Annotated in this window: 16 protein-coding genes; 4 read left to right on the top strand and 12 right to left on the bottom strand. The window is 69.2% G+C overall.

Going from position 1 to position 17,450, the window contains the following annotated elements; translation table 11 throughout:
- Window positions 1-123 precede the first annotated feature (123 nt).
- From ACFQ6S_RS26270 to ACFQ6S_RS26260, 3 genes are all read left to right on the top strand, one after another.
- Window positions 124-906 (top strand): trypsin-like serine peptidase, encoded by a 783-nt coding sequence (locus ACFQ6S_RS26270; protein WP_383414459.1) that lies wholly within the window; start codon window positions 124-126, stop codon window positions 904-906.
- A 36-nt stretch (window positions 907-942) separates the two neighbouring features.
- Complete coding sequence (locus ACFQ6S_RS26265; RefSeq protein ID WP_383414456.1) at window positions 943-1,950, top strand: NlpC/P60 family protein; 1,008 nt, start codon at window positions 943-945, stop codon at window positions 1,948-1,950.
- A 196-nt stretch (window positions 1,951-2,146) separates the two neighbouring features.
- Window positions 2,147-2,863, top strand: a complete 717-nt coding sequence (locus ACFQ6S_RS26260; protein WP_383414453.1) for a phosphatase PAP2 family protein — start codon at window positions 2,147-2,149, stop codon at window positions 2,861-2,863.
- Between the two features lie 63 nt (window positions 2,864-2,926).
- On the opposite strand, the gene ACFQ6S_RS26255 is transcribed toward ACFQ6S_RS26260, so the two are convergent.
- From ACFQ6S_RS26255 to ACFQ6S_RS26245, 3 genes are all read right to left on the bottom strand, one after another.
- Window positions 2,927-4,501, bottom strand: coding sequence for an FAD-binding oxidoreductase (locus ACFQ6S_RS26255; RefSeq protein ID WP_383414450.1), 1,575 nt, complete (start codon window positions 4,499-4,501; stop codon window positions 2,927-2,929).
- A 742-nt stretch (window positions 4,502-5,243) separates the two neighbouring features.
- The gene (locus ACFQ6S_RS26250) at window positions 5,244-6,242 is read right to left on the bottom strand and encodes an anion permease (RefSeq protein WP_383414447.1); all 999 of its coding nucleotides are present in this window, start codon (window positions 6,240-6,242) and stop codon (window positions 5,244-5,246) included.
- 8 nt (window positions 6,243-6,250) lie between these two features.
- A complete protein-coding gene (locus ACFQ6S_RS26245) occupies window positions 6,251-6,871 on the bottom strand; it encodes a DUF47 domain-containing protein (protein WP_383414444.1) in 621 nt (206 codons plus the stop codon).
- Between the two features lie 236 nt (window positions 6,872-7,107).
- On the opposite strand from ACFQ6S_RS26245, the gene ACFQ6S_RS26240 reads away from it, so the two are divergent.
- Complete coding sequence (locus ACFQ6S_RS26240) at window positions 7,108-7,497, top strand: metal-sensitive transcriptional regulator (RefSeq protein ID WP_383414441.1); 390 nt, start codon at window positions 7,108-7,110, stop codon at window positions 7,495-7,497.
- 23 nt (window positions 7,498-7,520) lie between these two features.
- Here ACFQ6S_RS26240 and ACFQ6S_RS26235 read toward each other — a convergent pair whose 3' ends face one another.
- From ACFQ6S_RS26235 to ACFQ6S_RS26195, 9 genes are all read right to left on the bottom strand, one after another.
- On the bottom strand, window positions 7,521-7,700 hold the full coding sequence (locus ACFQ6S_RS26235; protein ID WP_383414438.1) for a hypothetical protein: 180 nt from the start codon (window positions 7,698-7,700) through the stop codon (window positions 7,521-7,523).
- Between the two features lie 110 nt (window positions 7,701-7,810).
- Window positions 7,811-8,647, bottom strand: a complete 837-nt coding sequence (locus tag ACFQ6S_RS26230) for a hypothetical protein (RefSeq protein ID WP_383414435.1) — start codon at window positions 8,645-8,647, stop codon at window positions 7,811-7,813.
- Window positions 8,648-9,071: 424 nt separating this feature from the next.
- On the bottom strand, window positions 9,072-9,848 hold the full coding sequence (gene pstB, locus ACFQ6S_RS26225) for a phosphate ABC transporter ATP-binding protein PstB (protein WP_383414432.1): 777 nt from the start codon (window positions 9,846-9,848) through the stop codon (window positions 9,072-9,074).
- A 54-nt stretch (window positions 9,849-9,902) separates the two neighbouring features.
- Complete coding sequence (gene pstA / locus ACFQ6S_RS26220) at window positions 9,903-10,964, bottom strand: phosphate ABC transporter permease PstA (protein ID WP_383414430.1); 1,062 nt, start codon at window positions 10,962-10,964, stop codon at window positions 9,903-9,905.
- Window positions 10,961-11,962 carry a phosphate ABC transporter permease subunit PstC gene (gene pstC, locus ACFQ6S_RS26215; protein WP_383414427.1) on the bottom strand — a complete coding sequence of 334 codons (1,002 nt, stop codon included), beginning with the start codon at window positions 11,960-11,962 and terminating at the stop codon, window positions 10,961-10,963. The genes pstA and pstC overlap by 4 nt, the downstream gene beginning before the upstream one ends.
- 104 nt (window positions 11,963-12,066) lie before the next feature.
- Entirely contained in the window at window positions 12,067-13,191 is a 1,125-nt protein-coding gene (gene pstS / locus ACFQ6S_RS26210; protein ID WP_383414424.1) for a phosphate ABC transporter substrate-binding protein PstS, read from the bottom strand.
- A gap of 245 nt (window positions 13,192-13,436) precedes the next feature.
- Window positions 13,437-13,859 carry an NUDIX hydrolase gene (locus tag ACFQ6S_RS26205; protein ID WP_383414421.1) on the bottom strand — a complete coding sequence of 141 codons (423 nt, stop codon included), beginning with the start codon at window positions 13,857-13,859 and terminating at the stop codon, window positions 13,437-13,439.
- A 44-nt stretch (window positions 13,860-13,903) separates the two neighbouring features.
- Window positions 13,904-15,037: a CHAD domain-containing protein gene (locus ACFQ6S_RS26200; RefSeq protein WP_383414418.1), complete on the bottom strand. Its 1,134-nt coding sequence runs from the start codon at window positions 15,035-15,037 to the stop codon at window positions 13,904-13,906.
- On the bottom strand, window positions 15,018-17,393 hold the full coding sequence (locus ACFQ6S_RS26195; RefSeq protein ID WP_383414415.1) for an RNA degradosome polyphosphate kinase: 2,376 nt from the start codon (window positions 17,391-17,393) through the stop codon (window positions 15,018-15,020). Before ACFQ6S_RS26195 ends, ACFQ6S_RS26200 begins: the two co-directional genes overlap by 20 nt.
- Window positions 17,394-17,450 lie beyond the last annotated feature (57 nt).

Raw genomic sequence — 17,450 nt, 5'->3', positions numbered from 1 at the left:
CGTGGCAGGAAGGACGGGCGGAGGCGATGACCTCACGGGTAATGCCGGTGAGGTCGGCCGGCGAACACGTTCTTCAGCCGTCATCTGACGCTCCTCTCACCTTCGTCGGCCACAGTGGCCCCGATGCCCCCGACACAATCCACCTCACGCCTGCCCCTGTACGCCGCCGCCGTCCTCCTCACCCTCCCCTCGGCCTCCGCCGCGGCCGCCGACGCCGGCACGGGGCCCTTCGGGGTGACCGTCGCCGCGGCGGCGACCGCGCAGAGCGTGCGGACCGGGGCCCTGTTCACTGCCGGCCGCCGTGAGCACCTTCGCGGCGGCCACTTCTGCACCGCGTCCGTCGTGCACAGCCCCCACCACGACCTCGTCGTCACCGCCGCCCACTGCCTGGACCGAAAGACGCAGGAACTCGTCTTCGTGCCCGGCTACCGGGACGGCGTGGCGCCGTACGGCGTGTGGCGGATCCGGAAGTGGTTTCTGGCGGACGGGTGGGCCGAGGGGAGGGACGAGGACAGCGACGTGGCGTTCGCGGTGGTGGACCGGCAGGGCGGCAAGGGCGTCGAGGATGTCGTCGGCGGATACCGGTTCGCCGGCGGCACTGCCCCTGGGGCTACCGCGGTCACCCTCTTCGGATACCTCAACTCCCGTGAGCGCCCCATAAGTTGCAGCAACAAGCCCCGCCCGCACACCCGTATGCAACAACGCGTCTCCTGCCCCGGCTTCGGCGGCGGCACGAGCGGCAGTCCGTGGGTGAACGGGGACGGGCAGGTCGTGGGGGTGCTCGGCGGGCACGAGGACGGCGGGGCGACGGCGGATGTGTCGTACAGCGTGGTGTTCCGGGGGGAGGCGGCCGCTCTGTACCGCGAGAGCGCCGGTTGCGAGGAGTCTCATGTGGGAAGCTCCTAGACTGGCGCGGGCGGACTCCCGGTGGGCGAGGGGCGGTTGACGGTGCGTAAGGCATGGCTCGTGGCGGGTGCCGCCCTTGCGGCGGGGCTCAGCTTCGTGATGCTGCTCGTCATCGGGGTCTACATCGTCGCCGGGAACCTCGCGGGCGGTATGGGCGGGGCGTCCAAGGCGCTGGCCAAGGGAGCCGTGCCGGCCGCCTACGCGGACCTCGTGCGCAAGTGGGGCAACCTGTGTCCCGCCATCAACCCCGCTCTGCTCGCCGCCCAGCTCTACCAGGAGAGCGGCTTCAACCCGAAGGCCCAGAGCCAGGCGGCCGCGCAGGGCATCGCGCAGTTCATCCCGGGGACGTGGGCCACGCACGGGATCGACGGGGACGGCGACGGGGACCGTGACGTATGGGATCCGAAGGACGCGATCCCGTCGGCCGCGTCGTACGACTGCAAGCTCGCCTCGTATGTGAAGGACGTACCCGGCGACGCGACGAAGAACATGCTCGCGTCGTACAACGCGGGGGCGTACGCGGTCATCAAGTACGGGGGCGTGCCGCCGTACAAGGAGACCCAGAACTACGTGAAGACCATCACGACGCTGGAGGAGAGCTTCGCCGCGCCCGTCAACCGGGTGGATCCCAGCAAGCAGGCCGCCGGCGCCATCTACTACGCGCAGAAGAAGCTCGGTACGCCCTACCTCTGGGGCGGTGAGGGTTCCGCCGCGGACGGCGGCCGGTTCGACTGTTCGGGGCTGACGCAGGCCGCGTACGAGACGGTCGGGATCACGTTGCCGCGGGTGGCCAACGACCAGTGGAACGCGGGGCCGCATCCGGACAGGGAAGAGCTGTTGCCCGGGGATCTGGTGTTCTTCTCGGACGACCTCAACAACTCCCGTGCCATCCGGCATGTGGGGATTTATGTGGGTGGCGGGTACATGATCGACGCGCCGAGAACGGGCGCTGTGATCCGGTTCGACCCGATCGACACCCCCGACTACTTCGGGGCCACGCGAGTGACCGAGGATGGCGCGAATGCGCTGCCCACCACGGTGTAGACGGAGTGTGAACCCACCCCCTGAGCTGCGGCGATGGGTCTCTCTTCGATAACGTCTGCGTGATCATTCAGTGGAGTGTGGAACGTATCAACAGGGGCCGTGCGTTCCTGGTGTCGTAGCCGGATCTACAACCACGGGGGTGGGCGGAACGGCGTACGCACAATGTGCCGATAGACGATGAAGGGGCCGCGGCATCATGGCTGGACTCGCAGCATCCGGGTCGAACCCCGACGTCGACCTGCTCTACGACATCAATGGCCTGGCCAAGGACGCACCGCGCTGGTTCGACCGGGTCATGGAGTACGTCGGTGAGTACGGGCTGCTGATCGGCCTGGTGCTGCTCGTGGTGTGGTGCTGGTGGTCCGTGCGACGGCGGGGCGAGGACGATGCCGCCTCCTCCGTGGCCGGGCTGGTGTGGGCGCCGCTGGCCGCCGCCCTCGCGGTGCTGGTGAACGTGCCGATACGAGGTTTCGTCGAGCGGCCCCGGCCCTTCAACGACCATCAGGGGCTCGAAGTCCTCGTGGCCGGCAAGTCCGACTACTCCTTCGTGAGTGACCACGCGACGATCGCCATGGCCCTGGGGGTCGGGCTCTTCGTCGCGAACCGGAAGTTCGGGCTCATCGGCATCGGGCTGGCACTGCTCGAAGGTTTCTGCAGGGTCTACATGGGTGTGCACTACCCGACCGACGTCATCGGCGGCTTCGCGCTCGGCACCGCCGTCGCGCTGCTGCTGTCGCCGCCGGCCACGGCGCTGCTGACGCCGGTGATGTCCGCGATCGAGCGCTCGTCCAGGGGTGGGTGGCTGATCCGGGCGCGTGGGCGGTCCGGGGCGGGTGAGCAGGACGCGCTGATCCCCGGCGCTCGGAAGGAGAGCGCGGAGGCGGGGGCCGAGGAGCGGGATCTGGCGGCCTAGCGGGATCTGGCCGGGCCTTGGGGCCCGGTGGCGGTCGGTGGTCGGTGGGTGGCGGTCGTAGGGCTACAGCGCCTGGGGGTAGGTGAAGAAGCCCTCCGGGTCGTACTGCTTCTTCAGGCTCGTCAGGCGCGTCGCCGCATCCCCGTAGTACGCCTTGCGCCAGTCCCGCAGGGTCGGGTCCGAGTAGTTCTGGTACGCGGCGCCCGAGGCGTGGGGGCGCATCGCGTCGTGGGCCGAGGTCAGCCAGGCCTGGGCCTCGGAGCCCGTCGTGCCGGCGCGCCAGGACGCGAGGTACTGGGCCAGCATGCGGGAACGGCGGTGCACGAAGGCCGTTGCGGTGGGGGAGACGCGGTTGACGGCTCCGCCGAGGGCCGTGAACGCGATGCTGGCGGAGCCGCCGCGGACCGACTGCATCTGCTTCAGCAGCGTCTGGATGCCCGCCGCCGAGATCGAACGGACGAAGAAGTCCGACTTCGCCGAGTATGTCTCGCGGCCCAGCGCGCCCTGCGGGGAGCGGCCCGGTGTCGAGCCGGGCAGGTGGCACTGCGCGTCCGAGGTGAAGGACGAGCAGCCCGCGTACAGCTCCATCGACTCCTCGTAGGAGCGGCGCTTGAGCGTGACGCTGCTCGCGGGGCCGGGGCCGCCGGGGCGGTCGGCGAGGCGGTCGACGGCGTTCTGGAGCTCGCGGTAGGTGCCCAGGGAGAAGGCGGCGACGGAGATCGTGGGGGTGCCGCCGGCGTGGTTGGCCAGGTGCAGGGACGACCAGATCTCGTCGGGCTGGGTCGGGCCCCACTCCTGCCACGCCTTGATCAGCGCGGTCGCCTTCGACCAGGGCCAGGTCATGTACGCCGTTACGGCCTGGGGGGCGGGGTGGGTCTTGAAGTGAAGTTCCGTCACGATGCCGAAGTTGCCGTTGCCGGCGCCGCGCAGGGCCCAGAACAGGTCCTTGTTGGTGGTGGCGTTGGCGGTGAGCTGCTTGCCGTCGGCCGTGATGAGCGTGGCCTGGGTCAGGCTGTCGCAGGTCAGGCCGTATGCACGGGAGGTCACTCCGTGGCCGCCGCCGAGGGTGAGGCCGGAGACGCCGACGGTGGGGCAGGAGCCGGCGGGGATGGTGGTCCCCTTCGCGGCGAGGGCTCGGTAGACGTCGATGAGCTTGGAACCGGCGCCGACCACCGCGGTGTTGCCGGTGGCTCGGATGCGGTTGAGCTTGGAGACGTCGACTATCAGGCGGTTGTTGCCGGAGGACCAGCCGCCGTAGGAGTGGCCGCCGTTGCGTATCGCGACCTTGAGGTGGTGGGCGCGGGCGTAGGCGAGGGTGGTGCGGATGTCGTCGGGGTGGGCGACGTAGGCGACGGCTGCGGGCTTCAGGGAGTCGAAGCGGGTGTTGTAGAGCTGGTGGGCCGGCTTCCAGTCGGCGTCGCCCGGGCGGATGAGGCGGCCGTCGAGGTTCTGGGCGAGGGCGGTCCAGTTGGCGGGGGCGGCGGCGCCGGCGGCGGATTTGCCGGTGGTCTGGGTGCCGGTGGTCGTGACTGTGGTGGTGCCCGTGCCACTGGCGTTGCTCTCGGTGCCGTTGCAGGCGGTTGCCGTCAGGGCGGTGAGGGCTGCTGCGGTGCCGCCGATGAAGGTACGCCGTTCCATTTCGCCTCCTGGAGGGTTACGTGGAACGAGACGAGGTGGTGAGGGGTGGGGTTCCATGGCGCGGCGGTCGGTTGTTCCGGCCCGGGGGTTCTCGCCCCCGCCGCCCCTACCCGTCCCATCCCCCAGGGGCTCTGCCCCTTCGACCCCGGCCGCTCTTCTGGGGGCTGCCGCCCCCAGACCCCCGCTGTCGGCCCTGAAGGGGCCTCGTCCTCAAACGCCGGACGGGCTGACATTGCCTGGACCGGCGCTCAGACGTGGCGGCAGGCCGTGAGCGGCCTCAGCGGGTGGGTGGGGCTGGGGACGGCACGGGCTCGTCTTCGAATGCCGGACGGGCTGGGGTGCCTGAACTGGTGCTCAGGGGTGGCCGCGTGCTGTGAGCGCCCCCAGCGGGTGGGGCTGGGGGTGGTACGGGCTCGTCCTCGAATGCCGGACGGGCTGGGAGTGCCCGGGCCGGCGCTTAGGCCGTCCGCGCCCCAGCGGGTGGGCGGGGGCTGGGGACGGCACGAAATCGTCCTCGAATGCCGGGACGGGCTCGACGTGCCGACCATCGCCTAGAGAGCGGCCGCGCCCCCACCCCCTCAAGCCCCGGACGGCCTGAAATCGCCTTTCCCGGCGCGCCACCCACCACCATCGAAAACTGGCCGTCGGCACCCGCCGGCAACCCCCGCAGGAACGATTCTTCCGAGGCTCCGTACACCGCGACATTGCAGCGACAGACGACCTCCGCCCCGCACCCCGACAGCTACAGGAACGCCAAATTCACAACCCCGAACGCCGCCGCCGCCACCAACGCGGCCGCCGGCATCGTGATGAACCAGCCCATGACGATGTTCTTTGCCACACCCCAGCGCACGGCGTTCACGCGCTTCGTCGCGCCCACGCCCATGATCGCGGAGGTGATGACGTGGGTCGTGGAGATGGGGGCCTTGAAGAGGAAGGCCGTGGTGAACATGATCGACGCGCCCGTGGTCTCCGCGGCGAAGCCCTGTGGGGGGTCGAGTTCGATGATCTTGCGGCCGAGGGTGCGCATGATGCGCCAGCCGCCGGCGTAGGTGCCGAGGGAGAGCATGACGGCGCAGACGATCTTCACCCATACCGGGATCGGGTCGCCGTAGTCCTCGACGTCGGCGATGACCAGGGCCATCACCACGATGCCCATCGTCTTCTGGGCGTCCTGCAGTCCATGGCCGAGGGCCATGCCGGCGGCCGAGACGGTCTGGGCTATGCGGAATCCGCGCTTGGCCTTGTGCGGGTTCGAGCGGCGGAAGAGCCACATGATCGCCGTCATGACCAGGTAGCCCGCGCACAGACCCACGATCGGTGACACGAACATCGGGATGACGACCTTCTCCAGTACGCCGTCCCAGTAGACCGTCGTCCCGCCGGCCAGCGCCGCGCCCACCATGCCGCCGAACAGCGCATGGGAGGAGGAGGACGGCAGGCCGAAGTACCAGGTGATCAGGTTCCAGGTGATCGCACCGACCAGCGCCGCGAAGAGGATGCCCATCCCCTTGGAGCCTTCGGGTGTCTGAATCAGGCCCTCGCTGACGGTCTTGGCGACACCGGAGCCGAGAAAGGCGCCGGCGAGATTCATCACCGCGGCCATCGCCAGCGCCGCTCGCGGCGTCAGCGCCCGCGTCGACACGGAGGTCGCGATCGCGTTGGCCGAATCGTGGAAGCCGTTGGTGTACGTGAAGAAGAGCGCGACCGCGATGGTCACGACCAGGGCGAAGGTGTCCATATAAGGGTTCAGGACTCCTTGACGGCGATGGTCTCCACCGTGTTCGCCACGTGCTCGAAGGCGTCCGCCGCTTCCTCGAGCACATCCACGATCTGCTTGAGCTTGAGGACCTCGATCGCGTCGTACTTGCCGTTGAAGAGGTGGGCGAGGAGCTTGCGATGTATCTGGTCGGCCTGGTTCTCGAGCCGGTTGACCTCGATCCAGTACTCCGTGAGGTTGTCCATCGTGCGCAGGTTCGGCATCGCCTCGGCCGTCAGGTCGGCCGCACGCGCCAGCACCTCGATCTGCTGCTCGACGCCCTTGGGGAGTTCCTCGATGTTGTAGAGGACGACCAGGTCGACGGCCTCCTCCATGAAGTCCATGATGTCGTCGAGGCAGGATGCGAGGTTGTAGATGTCCTCGCGGTCGAACGGCGTGATGAACGAGGAGTTCAGCTGGTGAAAGATCGCGTGTGTGGCGTCGTCACCTGCGTGTTCCGCGGCCCGCATACGCTCTGCGATCTCGGCCCGGCCGGCGGTGTCCGCCCCGAGCAGTTCCATCAGGAGTTTCGAGCCCGTGACGATGTTGTCCGCGGATGCGGCGAACATGTCGTAGAAGCTCGTCTCCCGGGGGGTCAGACGAAATCGCACGTGGGGTCCTCAAGAAGCATCGGTTTCGGTCAGGCTGATGCTAAGTGCATCATCCGGCCACGGCTAATGGGCCGTCCTCCAGTGTCGCCCATCAGGCACAGTGGTCGGCACGGGGGCTGCCCAGTGGTCCAGTCCAACGGCCGTTCGCGGCATCGGCCACAGGCCCTATACCCAGCAAAGTTCGATACGATATACCCAGTAGGGGTATATGAAGCGGTTTACGTCTGGAGGACGCGATGACGACCACCGAGGCCGGCGCCGGTACGCCCTCCGCCGCTGACCAGACCGTGGCGAACCCGGAGGGCACGGATGTCACGGAGGTCGTGACGGATCACGACCGGGGCATCCACGGCTACCACAAGCAGAAGGACGAGCACCTCAAACGACTGCGCCGGATCGAGGGCCAGATCCGTGGCCTGCAGCGCATGGTCGACGAGGACGTCTACTGCATCGACATACTCACGCAGGTGTCCGCCTCGACGAAGGCCCTGCAGTCCTTCGCCCTCCAGCTCCTGGAGGAGCACCTGCGGCACTGCGTCGCCGACGCGGCCCTCAAGGGCGGTACGGAGATCGACGCGAAGGTCGAGGAGGCCACGAAGGCGATCGGCCGGCTCCTGAGGACCTGACCGCGGCAGATGTGAGGGACGGCTCACTCACCTGCCGGTGTGCTCCGTTCCTCCGCGACCCTCAGCACCTCGTCGATGCTCTCCAGGCTGAGCCGGTCCTCCCGGGCGGCCGAGGCCGCGATGATCAGCTCTCCGCACAGCTCGATCTCGGCGAGGGCCACGTGGTCCTGAACTGCCGTACCGCCGACCGGAGCCACGTGCATCACCTCTTCTCTGCCGTTACCGACTTCCTAGAGTAGGGAGCGGCCTACGCACCGCGCATGGCACGGACGGGCTAGTTCTTGACGCCCGGCACGCGCGCATACACCGACCCTCACTGCTCGGCGATCTTGCCGGCGTAGATGTCGTCGCGGTCGGGCAACCGTACGTCGACGGGTGCCCCGAAGTCGTACAGCAGGGTCGTCGACGCGACGGCGATGGCGTCCTTCTGCTGACCGTTGACGAAGCTGAACCGGTGCCGGACCTTGCGGATCCGCCCCTCGTCGTCGAGGAAGACGTCGAACGGTACCTGATCCGTGGCGAACCCTTTCGCCGCCGCCGTCAGCGAATCGGTGTTCCCCTTGGAGGCCTCGCGCGCGGCAATGCCCAGGTCAGCGGTGCCCCGGTAGTGCCGCACCGGCGTACCGGCGATCTCCTCGTCGCCGACCAGCCGTACCGTCCGCGCCCCGCGCAGCACCTCGGCGGCGACGTACGGATCGGTGGCGCCGCCGGTGACGAGGTTTCCGTCGGACAGCGACCTGGCGTCGACGCGGACCCACTTGTCGGAGGGCACCCCGGCTCCGCGGTTCTTCATGAACAGCGCCCCGGGAGCGAGCAGCTCCATGATCGGCCGATGCTCCGTCGCCCCCGCCGGATCCTGCGGCAACAGCACTCTCAGCCGGCCGATCTGCTTGCGGAAGTCGTACACGCCCTCGCCGCGGATGGTGACGCGGGTGCCGCCGGTGGCCATCTCCATGGAGGTGGTGGCCTTGGAGCTCCGGGCCCCGACGAGCACGTCGGCCGAGCGCCGCACCATCTCCACGGCGCTCTCTCCCCGGGCGTCCTCGGCAGCGGCTCCCCGCTCCGCGCATCCGCTGCCGGCCAGGCAGACACACAAGACCCCAGCCGCGACGCCCGCCCCACGTCTCCTGTGCTGCTGCCGCTCCGTCATCGCCTGCCTACCCCCAGCCGGTACGTCCGTCACGGGCCCCCCGTCGTTTCGGTTAACGACGGGTAGGTGCCCTCGTCACGCACGCCGAGGAGTCGCACTTACTTGCCTTGGGTAACGTTGTCACTGTGGCAAAGCAGGACGGACCAACCTCCCCTACGAAACAGGGCGGCCTCTCCGACCACCGCACGTCGATGGTCGAGAAGGGCCCTTTCTGTGCCGCCCACTGCACCTGCGGCTGGCGGGGCCCGGCGAGACGCGCCCGCAGCCTGGCCAGGACGGATGCGGAGGTGCATGTGCGGGGGTGAGGGGGCCCGGTCTCGCCCAACCCTCCACAGACACAGAGGGGCCCGCCCCCCGGGAGCCGGGGGGCGGGCCCTTTATCTGCCTCGCGGTGGCACCGCCATGCAGCACCGCGAGGGGTCTGTCAGCCGAAGCGGCCGGAGATGTAGTCCTCGGTGGCCTGAACCGACGGGTTGGAGAAGATGCGCTCCGTGTCGTCTATCTCGATCAGCTTGCCGGGCTGGCCGACGGCGGAGAGGTTGAAGAAGGCCGTACGGTCCGAGACACGGGCCGCCTGCTGCATGTTGTGCGTCACGATGACGATCGTGAAGCGCTCCTTCAGCTCACCGATGAGGTCCTCGATGGCGAGCGTGGAGATCGGGTCCAGGGCCGAGCAGGGCTCGTCCATGAGCAGGACCTTGGGCTCGACCGCGATCGCGCGGGCGATGCAGAGGCGCTGCTGCTGACCACCGGAGAGGCCGGAACCCGGCTTGTTCAGGCGGTCCTTCACCTCGTTCCAGAGGTTGGCGCCCTTGAGGGACTTCTCGACGATGTCGTCGAGCTGGGACTTCTTGTACGAGCCGATCAGCTTGAGGCCGGCCGCCACGTTCTCGTACACCGACATCGTCGGGAACGGGTTCGGGCGCTGGAAGACCATGCCGACCTCGCGCCGCACGGTCACCGGGTCGACCCCGGCGCCGTACAGGTTCTCGTCGTCGAGCATGACCTTGCCCTCGACGCGGCCGCCGGGGGTGACCTCGTGCATGCGGTTGAGGGTGCGCAGGAAGGTGGACTTGCCGCAGCCGGACGGGCCGATGAAGGCCGTCACGGAGCGGGGCTCGACGGTCATCGAGATGTCCTCGATGGCGCGGAAGGAGCCGTAGTAGGCGTGCAGGCCGCTTACGTCAATTCGCTTGGCCATGGGTATCACTGCTTCTTTCGAATCCGAGTCGCTGACTGTTCACACTTGGCCGCGTCAGCGACCGGTCTTCGGGGCCTTCCAGCGGGCGAGAGCCCGGGCCGCCAGGTTCAGGATCATCACGAAGACGATCAGGGTGAGGGCCGCGGCCCAGGCGCGGTCGATGCCCGCGTCCGAACCGGCGCTCAGCGAGTACTGCTGGTAGATGTACAGCGGCAGCGACGCCTGCGGACCCTCGAACGGGTTGTTGTTGATGAACGGGTTGCCGAACACCACCAGCAGCACGGGCGCGGTCTCACCGGCGATACGGGCCACGGCCAGCATGATGCCGGTGGTGATTCCGCCGAGAGCGGTCGGCAGGACCACCTTCAGGATCGTGCGCCACTTCGGCACACCGAGGGCCAAGGATGCCTCACGCAGCTCGTTCGGGACGAGCTTGAGCATCTCCTCGGTGGAGCGGACCACGATCGGCAGCATCAGGATCGTCAGCGCGAGCGCGCCGGCGAAGCCGGAGAACTCGATGTCGAAGGCGAGCAGGATGCTGAGGATGAACAGACCGGCGACGATCGACGGGATACCGGTCATCACGTCGACGAAGAAGGTGACGGCACGGGCGAGCGCACCGCGCCCGTACTCCACCAGGTAGATCGCGGTGAGCACACCGATCGGCGCGGCGATCAGGGTGGCGATGCCGACCTGCTCCAGGGTGCCGATGATGGCGGCGTAGACACCGCCGCCCGGCTCGGAGTTGCCGACGACGCCCATCGAGTGGCTCAGGAAGTATCCGTCGAGGACCTTCACGCCGCGCGCGACGGTCGTCCAGATCAGCGAGGCCAGCGGTACCACGGCGAGCAGGAAGGCGACCCAGACCAGCGAGGTAGCGATGCGGTCCTTGGCCTGGCGCCGGTTCTCGACGCGCGCCGAGATGACGTACGTACCGAGGATGTAGAGGATCGCGGCGATCAGGCCCCACTGGATCTTGCTCTCGATCCCGGTGGCCAGGCTCAGGCCGATGGAGACGGCGAGCGAACCCGCGGCGATCGCGAGCGGGGACCACTTCGGCAGTTGGCCGCCCTGCAGGGAGTTGGGGCGCTTGGCGGTTGCGGCTGAGTGGCTCATGCGTTGGCCCCCGAGTACTCCTTGCGGCGGGCGATGATCGCGCGGGCCGCGCCGTTGACCAGCAGGGTGATGACGAACAGGACCAGACCGGAGGCGATCAGCGCGTCACGGCCGAACTCGTCCGCCTCGGGGAACTTGGCGGCGATGTTCTGGGCGAAGGTGCCGCCGCCGCCGTTCAGCAGGCTGGCGTGGATCAGGAAGTCCGGGGAGAGGACGGTGGCGACGGCCATCGTCTCGCCGAGCGCGCGGCCGAGGCCGAGCATCGAGGCGGAGATCACGCCGGAGCGGCCGAAGGGCAGCACCGACATGCGGATGACCTCCCAGCGCGTGGCGCCGAGGGCCAGGGCCGCCTCCTCGTGCATCCGCGGAACCTGGTTGAAGACCTCGCGGCTGACGTTCGTGATGATCGGCAGGATCATGATCGCGAGCAGGATGCCGACGGTGAGCATCGAGCGGGCCGGGCCCTCGTCCCAGGAGAGGATGCCGGTCCAGCTGAAGTAGTCGTTCAGCCAGCCGAACAGGCCGTTCATGTGCGGTACGAGGATCAGCGCGCCCCAGAGGCCGTACACGATGGACGGTACGGCGGCGAGCAGGTCGATCACGTACGCGACCGGGCCGCCCAGCCTGCGCGGGGCGTAGTGGCTGATGAAGAGCGCGATGGCGACGGCGATCGGGACGGCGATGGCCATGGCGATGATCGAGGAGATGACCGTGCCGTAGGCCAGGACCGCGATACCGAAGACCGGCGGCTTCGTTCCGGTGTTCCACTCGAAGGTCGTGAGGAAGTTGCCGTCGTCCTCGCTGATGGCGAGGACGGCCCGCCAGGTGAGGAAGGCCGCGATCGCGGCCATGACCACGAGCAGGAAGATGCCCGACCCTCGGGCGAGACCGAGGAAGACCCGGTCTCCGGGGCGGGTGGCGCCGCGGGCGGCGCGCTTGCGCTCGCCCTCGGTCGGCTGGGGTGCGGGGGGAGGAGTGTCTCGTGTGGTTATGTCCATCGGGTTCTCCGGTCTGCGGAACCGTATTCGGCATACGGATCCATGGCGGCGGTGCACCGGACGGTGCGGCCCGGTCCTCAGCGGGACCGGGCCGCACACTCAGATCAGCTCAGGCCCGCGACGGTGGTGCGGACCTTGGAGATGATGTCGTCGGGGATCGGGGCGTAGGAGTTCTCGGCGAGAATGCCCTGCCCGTCCTCGCTGGCGATGTAGGTCAGGAACGCCTTGACGGTCGGCAGCGTCTCGGGCTTGTTGCCCTTGTCGCAGACGATCTCGTACGTGACCAGGGTGATCGGGTAGGCGCCGTCGGCCTTGGTCGTGTAGTTGATCTCGAGCGCGAGGTCCTTGCCGGTGCCGACGACCTTGGCGTCCGCGATGGCGGCGGTGGCGGTCTCGGAGGAGGCCTTGACCGGCTCGGCGGCGCCCGTGTCGATGGCGACGCTGGTCAGGTCCTTGGCGTAGGACTCCTCCATGTAGCTGATGGAGCCGGCGGTCTGCTTGACCGCCTGGGCGACACCGGAGGAGCCGGACGCGGCCTGGCCGCCCGGAGCGGTCCACGCCTTGCCGCCCTCGAACTTCCAGTTGTCCGCGGTGGCGGCCGTCAGGTACTTGGTGAAGTTGTCCGTGGTGCCGGACTCGTCCGAGCGGTGGAACGCCTGGATCTTGGTGCTGGGCAGCTTCGCGTCGGGGTTCAGCGCCTTGATCGCGGCGTCGTCCCAGGTCTTGATCTTGCCGCTGAAGATCTTGGCGATCGTCGGCGCGTCGAGGACGAGGTTGTCGACACCCGGGACGTTGTAGGCGAGGGCGATGGCGCCGCCGACCATCGGGAGGTCGATGCCCTGGCCGCCGGAGCAGGTCTTCTTGGACTCGGTGACCTCTTCGGGCTTCAGCGCGGAGTCCGAGCCCGCGAAGGCGACCGTGCCCTGGTTGAACGCGGTGACACCGGCGCCGGAGCCGCCGCCCTTGTAGTTGATCTGGACGCCGGAGCAGGCGGCCGAGAACTGCTTGACCCAGGCGTCGATGGCGTTCTTCTGCGCGGAAGAGCCGTCGGCCAGCAGCTGGCCCTTGGCGTCGTCGCACTTGATGGAGCCGGCGGCGGCGGACGAGGTGGAGTCTCCGCCGTTGGCCTCGCCCGTGTCGTCGGAGCCGCACGCCGTGAGGGCCAGGGCGCCGGAGACGGCGAGAGCGCCGAGAGCGAGGACGCGCCGGTTCTTGCGCTGAAGCTTCACTTGAGGGTGTTCCTTCCAGGAGCCGCCGTCCTGAAATTCGGCGGCGTGCGGAGAATTGGCGATGCGGACGCTCCCCCGGGGCGCGGTCCGTCATCTTGCAGGGCCGAAATTAGGCAGATCAGGTGAAGGCGCCGAAGGGCGTAAATGAACGAGGGGTGAACCCCTGGGTACGGCTGGGTGAGGTAACGGAACGCTTACGTTGAGGACACGGGTGTATTCCGAGGCTTTGTCGGGGTTGATTCGGACTATGCCAGTCGAAGCGACTGCAACAGGGCGTCCACGAGAGTGCGATCCCTCGGTTGGGTCAGACGGATCCGGGCCGCCGTCGGGGACAGCCACAGCAGGCGGTCCACCTCGTCGGTGGGCGTGAAAGTGCCGGGGCCCGCCTCGGCGGCCCAGTAGCGGACCTCCTTGGGGCGGCCGTTGGCGATGTACCGCATCGTCGGCAGCACGGCTCCCGGCTCGGCGGAGTGGCCGGTCTCCTCCGCCACCTCGCGCAGAGCGCCGGCCAGCGGGTCCTCGCCGCGCTTCAGCTTGCCCTTGGGGTGGGACCAGTCGTCGTACTTCGGTCGGTGCACGAGGCATATCTCCAGCTCACCGTCTACCGGCGAACGGCGCCACAGGACGCAGCCGGCCGCTTGGACCGTGAGGTCGTTCGCGTCAGTCACCGTGGGTCTGCCTCCTTCGCGGGAGTACCTGGAGCTGGGGGTTGCTAGGGCGTGCCCACTGTCTGCATCTGCCAGGACTGCTGGAACGCGAACCGCGCCGCCTCCACCTCGTGCCGCTGGTCGGCGTGCAGCACGCCGAGGGCGTACGCCGTCGCCGGGGCGATCCGCGGGGTGCGGGCCGCCTGTGCCGCGGCGGCCGCCGCCTCGGAGGCGTCGCGGTGCCGGTTGAGGGACTGGCCGGCCGCGAGGAGCCGTACGTCCACCGGGGCGTTGTCGCTGTAGAGGACCTCACGGGCGTAGCGGTGCAGCCGCAGCAGCAGGCGGACCTGGTGCCAGGGGGCGTCCTGCGGATGCGGGGCCGGGTCCGGGGACAGGCCGTGGATCAGGGCCTCGGCGTTGTACGGGCTGCCCGCGGTCACCAGCGGGAGCGCCGCCACCGCGTCGGTGAGCCGCTCCTGGGCGGCGGCCGCGAGGGGGCGCAGATCGGCGGTGGCCGCGGCCGGGGTGAGGGGGACCTCGCTGGCCAGTACGGCGATGCTGTCGGCGACGGCGTGGAAGCGGCTGCTCCCGAGGGCCTGGAGGGCCGTCGAGTGGGCCCGGGTCCGGGCCAGGGTCAGCTGGCGTTCGAGGAGGGCGCCCGCTTTGGCCGCGCCCACCGTGAGGTTGCCGCGTTCCGGGGTGGCCGCCGGGTGGGTCGGCGGGCCGGTGTCGCCCGCCGCCGCTTTCTGCGCGCCGGATGCCGCCCCGGGCATGCCGGGCACGCCCGTCTGCGAAGGCAGCACCGTCGCTCCGGACAGCCGGTGCAGCGCCAGCAGCAGGCGTTCCAGGCGGGCCGCGCAGGCGTGCTCCAGTGCCAGGGTGCCCGACAGCCAGGCCAGTTCGGGGCGGATGGCCTCCGACCAGTCGGCGTCCAGCAGCGGACGGAACGTGTGCAGGCTGGCGCTGATACGGCGGGCCGAGCGCCGTAGCGCCCGTGCTGCGTCGACGGACTCCCCCGAGCCGTCGTCCCCCGCGCGCGACTTCGTTCGAGCGGGGGTACCCGCGTCGCCACCGGTCTCCCGGTGCAGGCGCAGGGCGCGGAGGAACTCCGTGGCCTGGGCGCGCAGGTAGCCCGCGAGGGCGTCCCCTGACACGACCTGGGTCGTGGGGTCCGTCGGATCAAGGTGTTGCTGTGCCACGCCGGCGCCTCCGGGCGTCTATGAGCATCTCCTGGACGTTGCGCAGGGGCTGGCCTTCCGCGTCCGTAGCGTGCCGGGTCCACTCGCCGTCCGGGCCCAGGTGCCAGGACGCGGTGGTGTCCGACATACCGGTCTCCAGGAGCCGGTTCAGCGCGGCGCGGTGGGCCGGGTCGGTGACCCTGACCAGGGCCTCGATACGGCGGTCGAGGTTGCGGTGCATCATGTCGGCGCTGCCGATCCACACCTCGGGTTCGCCGCCGTTGCCGAAGCCGAAGACCCGGGAGTGTTCGAGGAAGCGGCCGAGGACCGAGCGGACACGGATGTTCTCCGACAGTCCGGTCACGCCCGGGCGGATCGCGCAGATGCCGCGGACCCAGATGTCGACCGGTACGCCCGCCTGGGACGCGGCGTAGCAGGCGTCGATGATCGCCTCGTCGACTATTGAGTTGACCTTGATGCGGATGTGGGCGGGACGCCCGGCACGGTGGTGCTGGACCTCCTTGTTGATCCGCGAGATCAGGCCGTCGCGCAGGGACTTGGGGGCGACCAGCAGCCGTCGGTAGGTCTCCCGGCGCGAGTAGCCGGACAGCCGGTTGAACAGGTCGGACAGGTCCGCGCCGACCTGCGGGTCGGCCGTCAGCAGACCCAGGTCCTCGTACAGCCGTGCCGTCTTCGGGTGGTAGTTGCCGGTGCCGACGTGGCTGTACCGGCGCAGCGTCTCGCCCTCCTGGCGGACCACCAGCGACAGCTTGCAGTGGGTCTTCAGGCCGACGAGGCCGTAGACCACATGGCAGCCGGCCTCCTCCAGCTTGCGCGCCCACTTGATGTTGGCGTGCTCGTCGAAGCGGGCCTTGATCTCCACCAGGACGAGGACCTGCTTGCCGGCCTCGGCGGCGTCGATGAGCGCGTTGACTATCGGGGAGTCGCCGGAGGTGCGGTACAGGGTCTGCTTGATCGCGAGGACGTCCGGGTCGTCGGCCGCCTGCTCAAGGAAGGCCTGCACGGAGGTGGAGAACGAGTCGTACGGGTGGTGCAGCAGCACGTCCCGGTTGCGCAGGGCGCCGAAGATGTCCGGCGCGGACGCCGACTCGACCTCGGCGAGATCGCGATGGGTGCCCGCGACGAACTTCGGGTACTTCAGCTCGGGCCGGTCGATGGAGGCGATGCGGAAGAGGCCGGTGAGGTCCAGGGGGCCGGTGAGCGGGTAGACCTCGGCCTCGCTGATCTTCAGCTCGCGCACCAGCAGGTCCAGGACCTCCTGGTTGATGTTCTCCTCGACCTCCAGGCGCACCGGCGGCCCGAAGCGGCGCCGCATGAGCTCCTTCTCCAGGGCCTGGAGGAGGTTCTCGGCGTCGTCCTCCTCGACCTCCAGGTCTTCGTTGCGGGTGACCCGGAAGGCGTGGTGCTCCAGCACCTCCATGCCCGGGAACAGCTCCTCCAGGTGCGCCCCGATCACGTCCTCCAGCGGGACGAACCGGCCCGGGGAGGATTCCAGGAAGCGGGAGAGCAGCGGCGGCACCTTGACGCGGGCGAAGTGCGGCGTGCCGGAGACGGGGTTGCGGACCCGTACGGCCAGGTTCAGCGACAGGCCGGAGATGTACGGGAACGGGTGCGCCGGGTCGACCGCCAGCGGGGTCAGGACCGGGAAGATCTGATGCCGGAACAGGGTGAACAGGCGGGCCTGCTCCTTCTCCGTCAGCTCGTTCCAGCGGACCAGGTGGATGCTCTCCTCCGCGAGCGCGGGGGCGACGTCCTCGTGGTAGCAGGCGGCGTGCCGGGCCATCAGCTCGCGGGAGCGGGCCCAGATCATCTCCAGGACCTCGCGGGGCTGGAGGCCGGACGCGGACCGGGTGGCGACACCGGTCGCGATACGGCGCTTCAGTCCGGCCACCCGGACCATGAAGAACTCGTCCAGGTTGCTCGCGAAGATCGCCAGGAAGTTCGCCCGCTCCAGGAGCGGGGTGTTCGGATCCTCGGCGAGTTCGAGGACACGTTCGTTGAACGCGAGCCAGCTGCGCTCCCGGTCCAGGAAGCGGCCCTGGGGCAGCTGGACGCCGTCGATCTCGGAGACCTCGTACGCGTCGAGGTCGGCGTCGATGTCCGGTTCCAGTTCGGAGACCACTGCCGAGGTGACCGTGTGCGGTCGGTGTGCCGCGATGGAGCCCACGGAGGGCTGCTCGTGCTGGACCTTTGACTGGGCGTTCCTGGACTGGCTCATATGCCCATTGTTCCGCGCCTCGCGGCTTATGGGCGCGTCGGAGCGCGCAGGTGGGAGCGTCGCGGGGAGGCGTCGTGCGTCCCCGTTCCTCGCGTTCCCCTCCGGGGGCGGCGAAGGCTCTGGCACGGCGGCGGTCATTGGCCGAGGGTCGCAAGTCCGTCTGAACCAATGGTTACGGAGACATGGCGTGTGGGA

It is taken from the genome of Streptomyces sp. NPDC056479 (genome assembly GCF_042795335.1).
Classification (GTDB): domain Bacteria; phylum Actinomycetota; class Actinomycetes; order Streptomycetales; family Streptomycetaceae; genus Streptomyces.
Note: the sequence above shows the minus strand (reverse complement) of the source record. Positions and strands in the feature narration are given on the sequence as shown.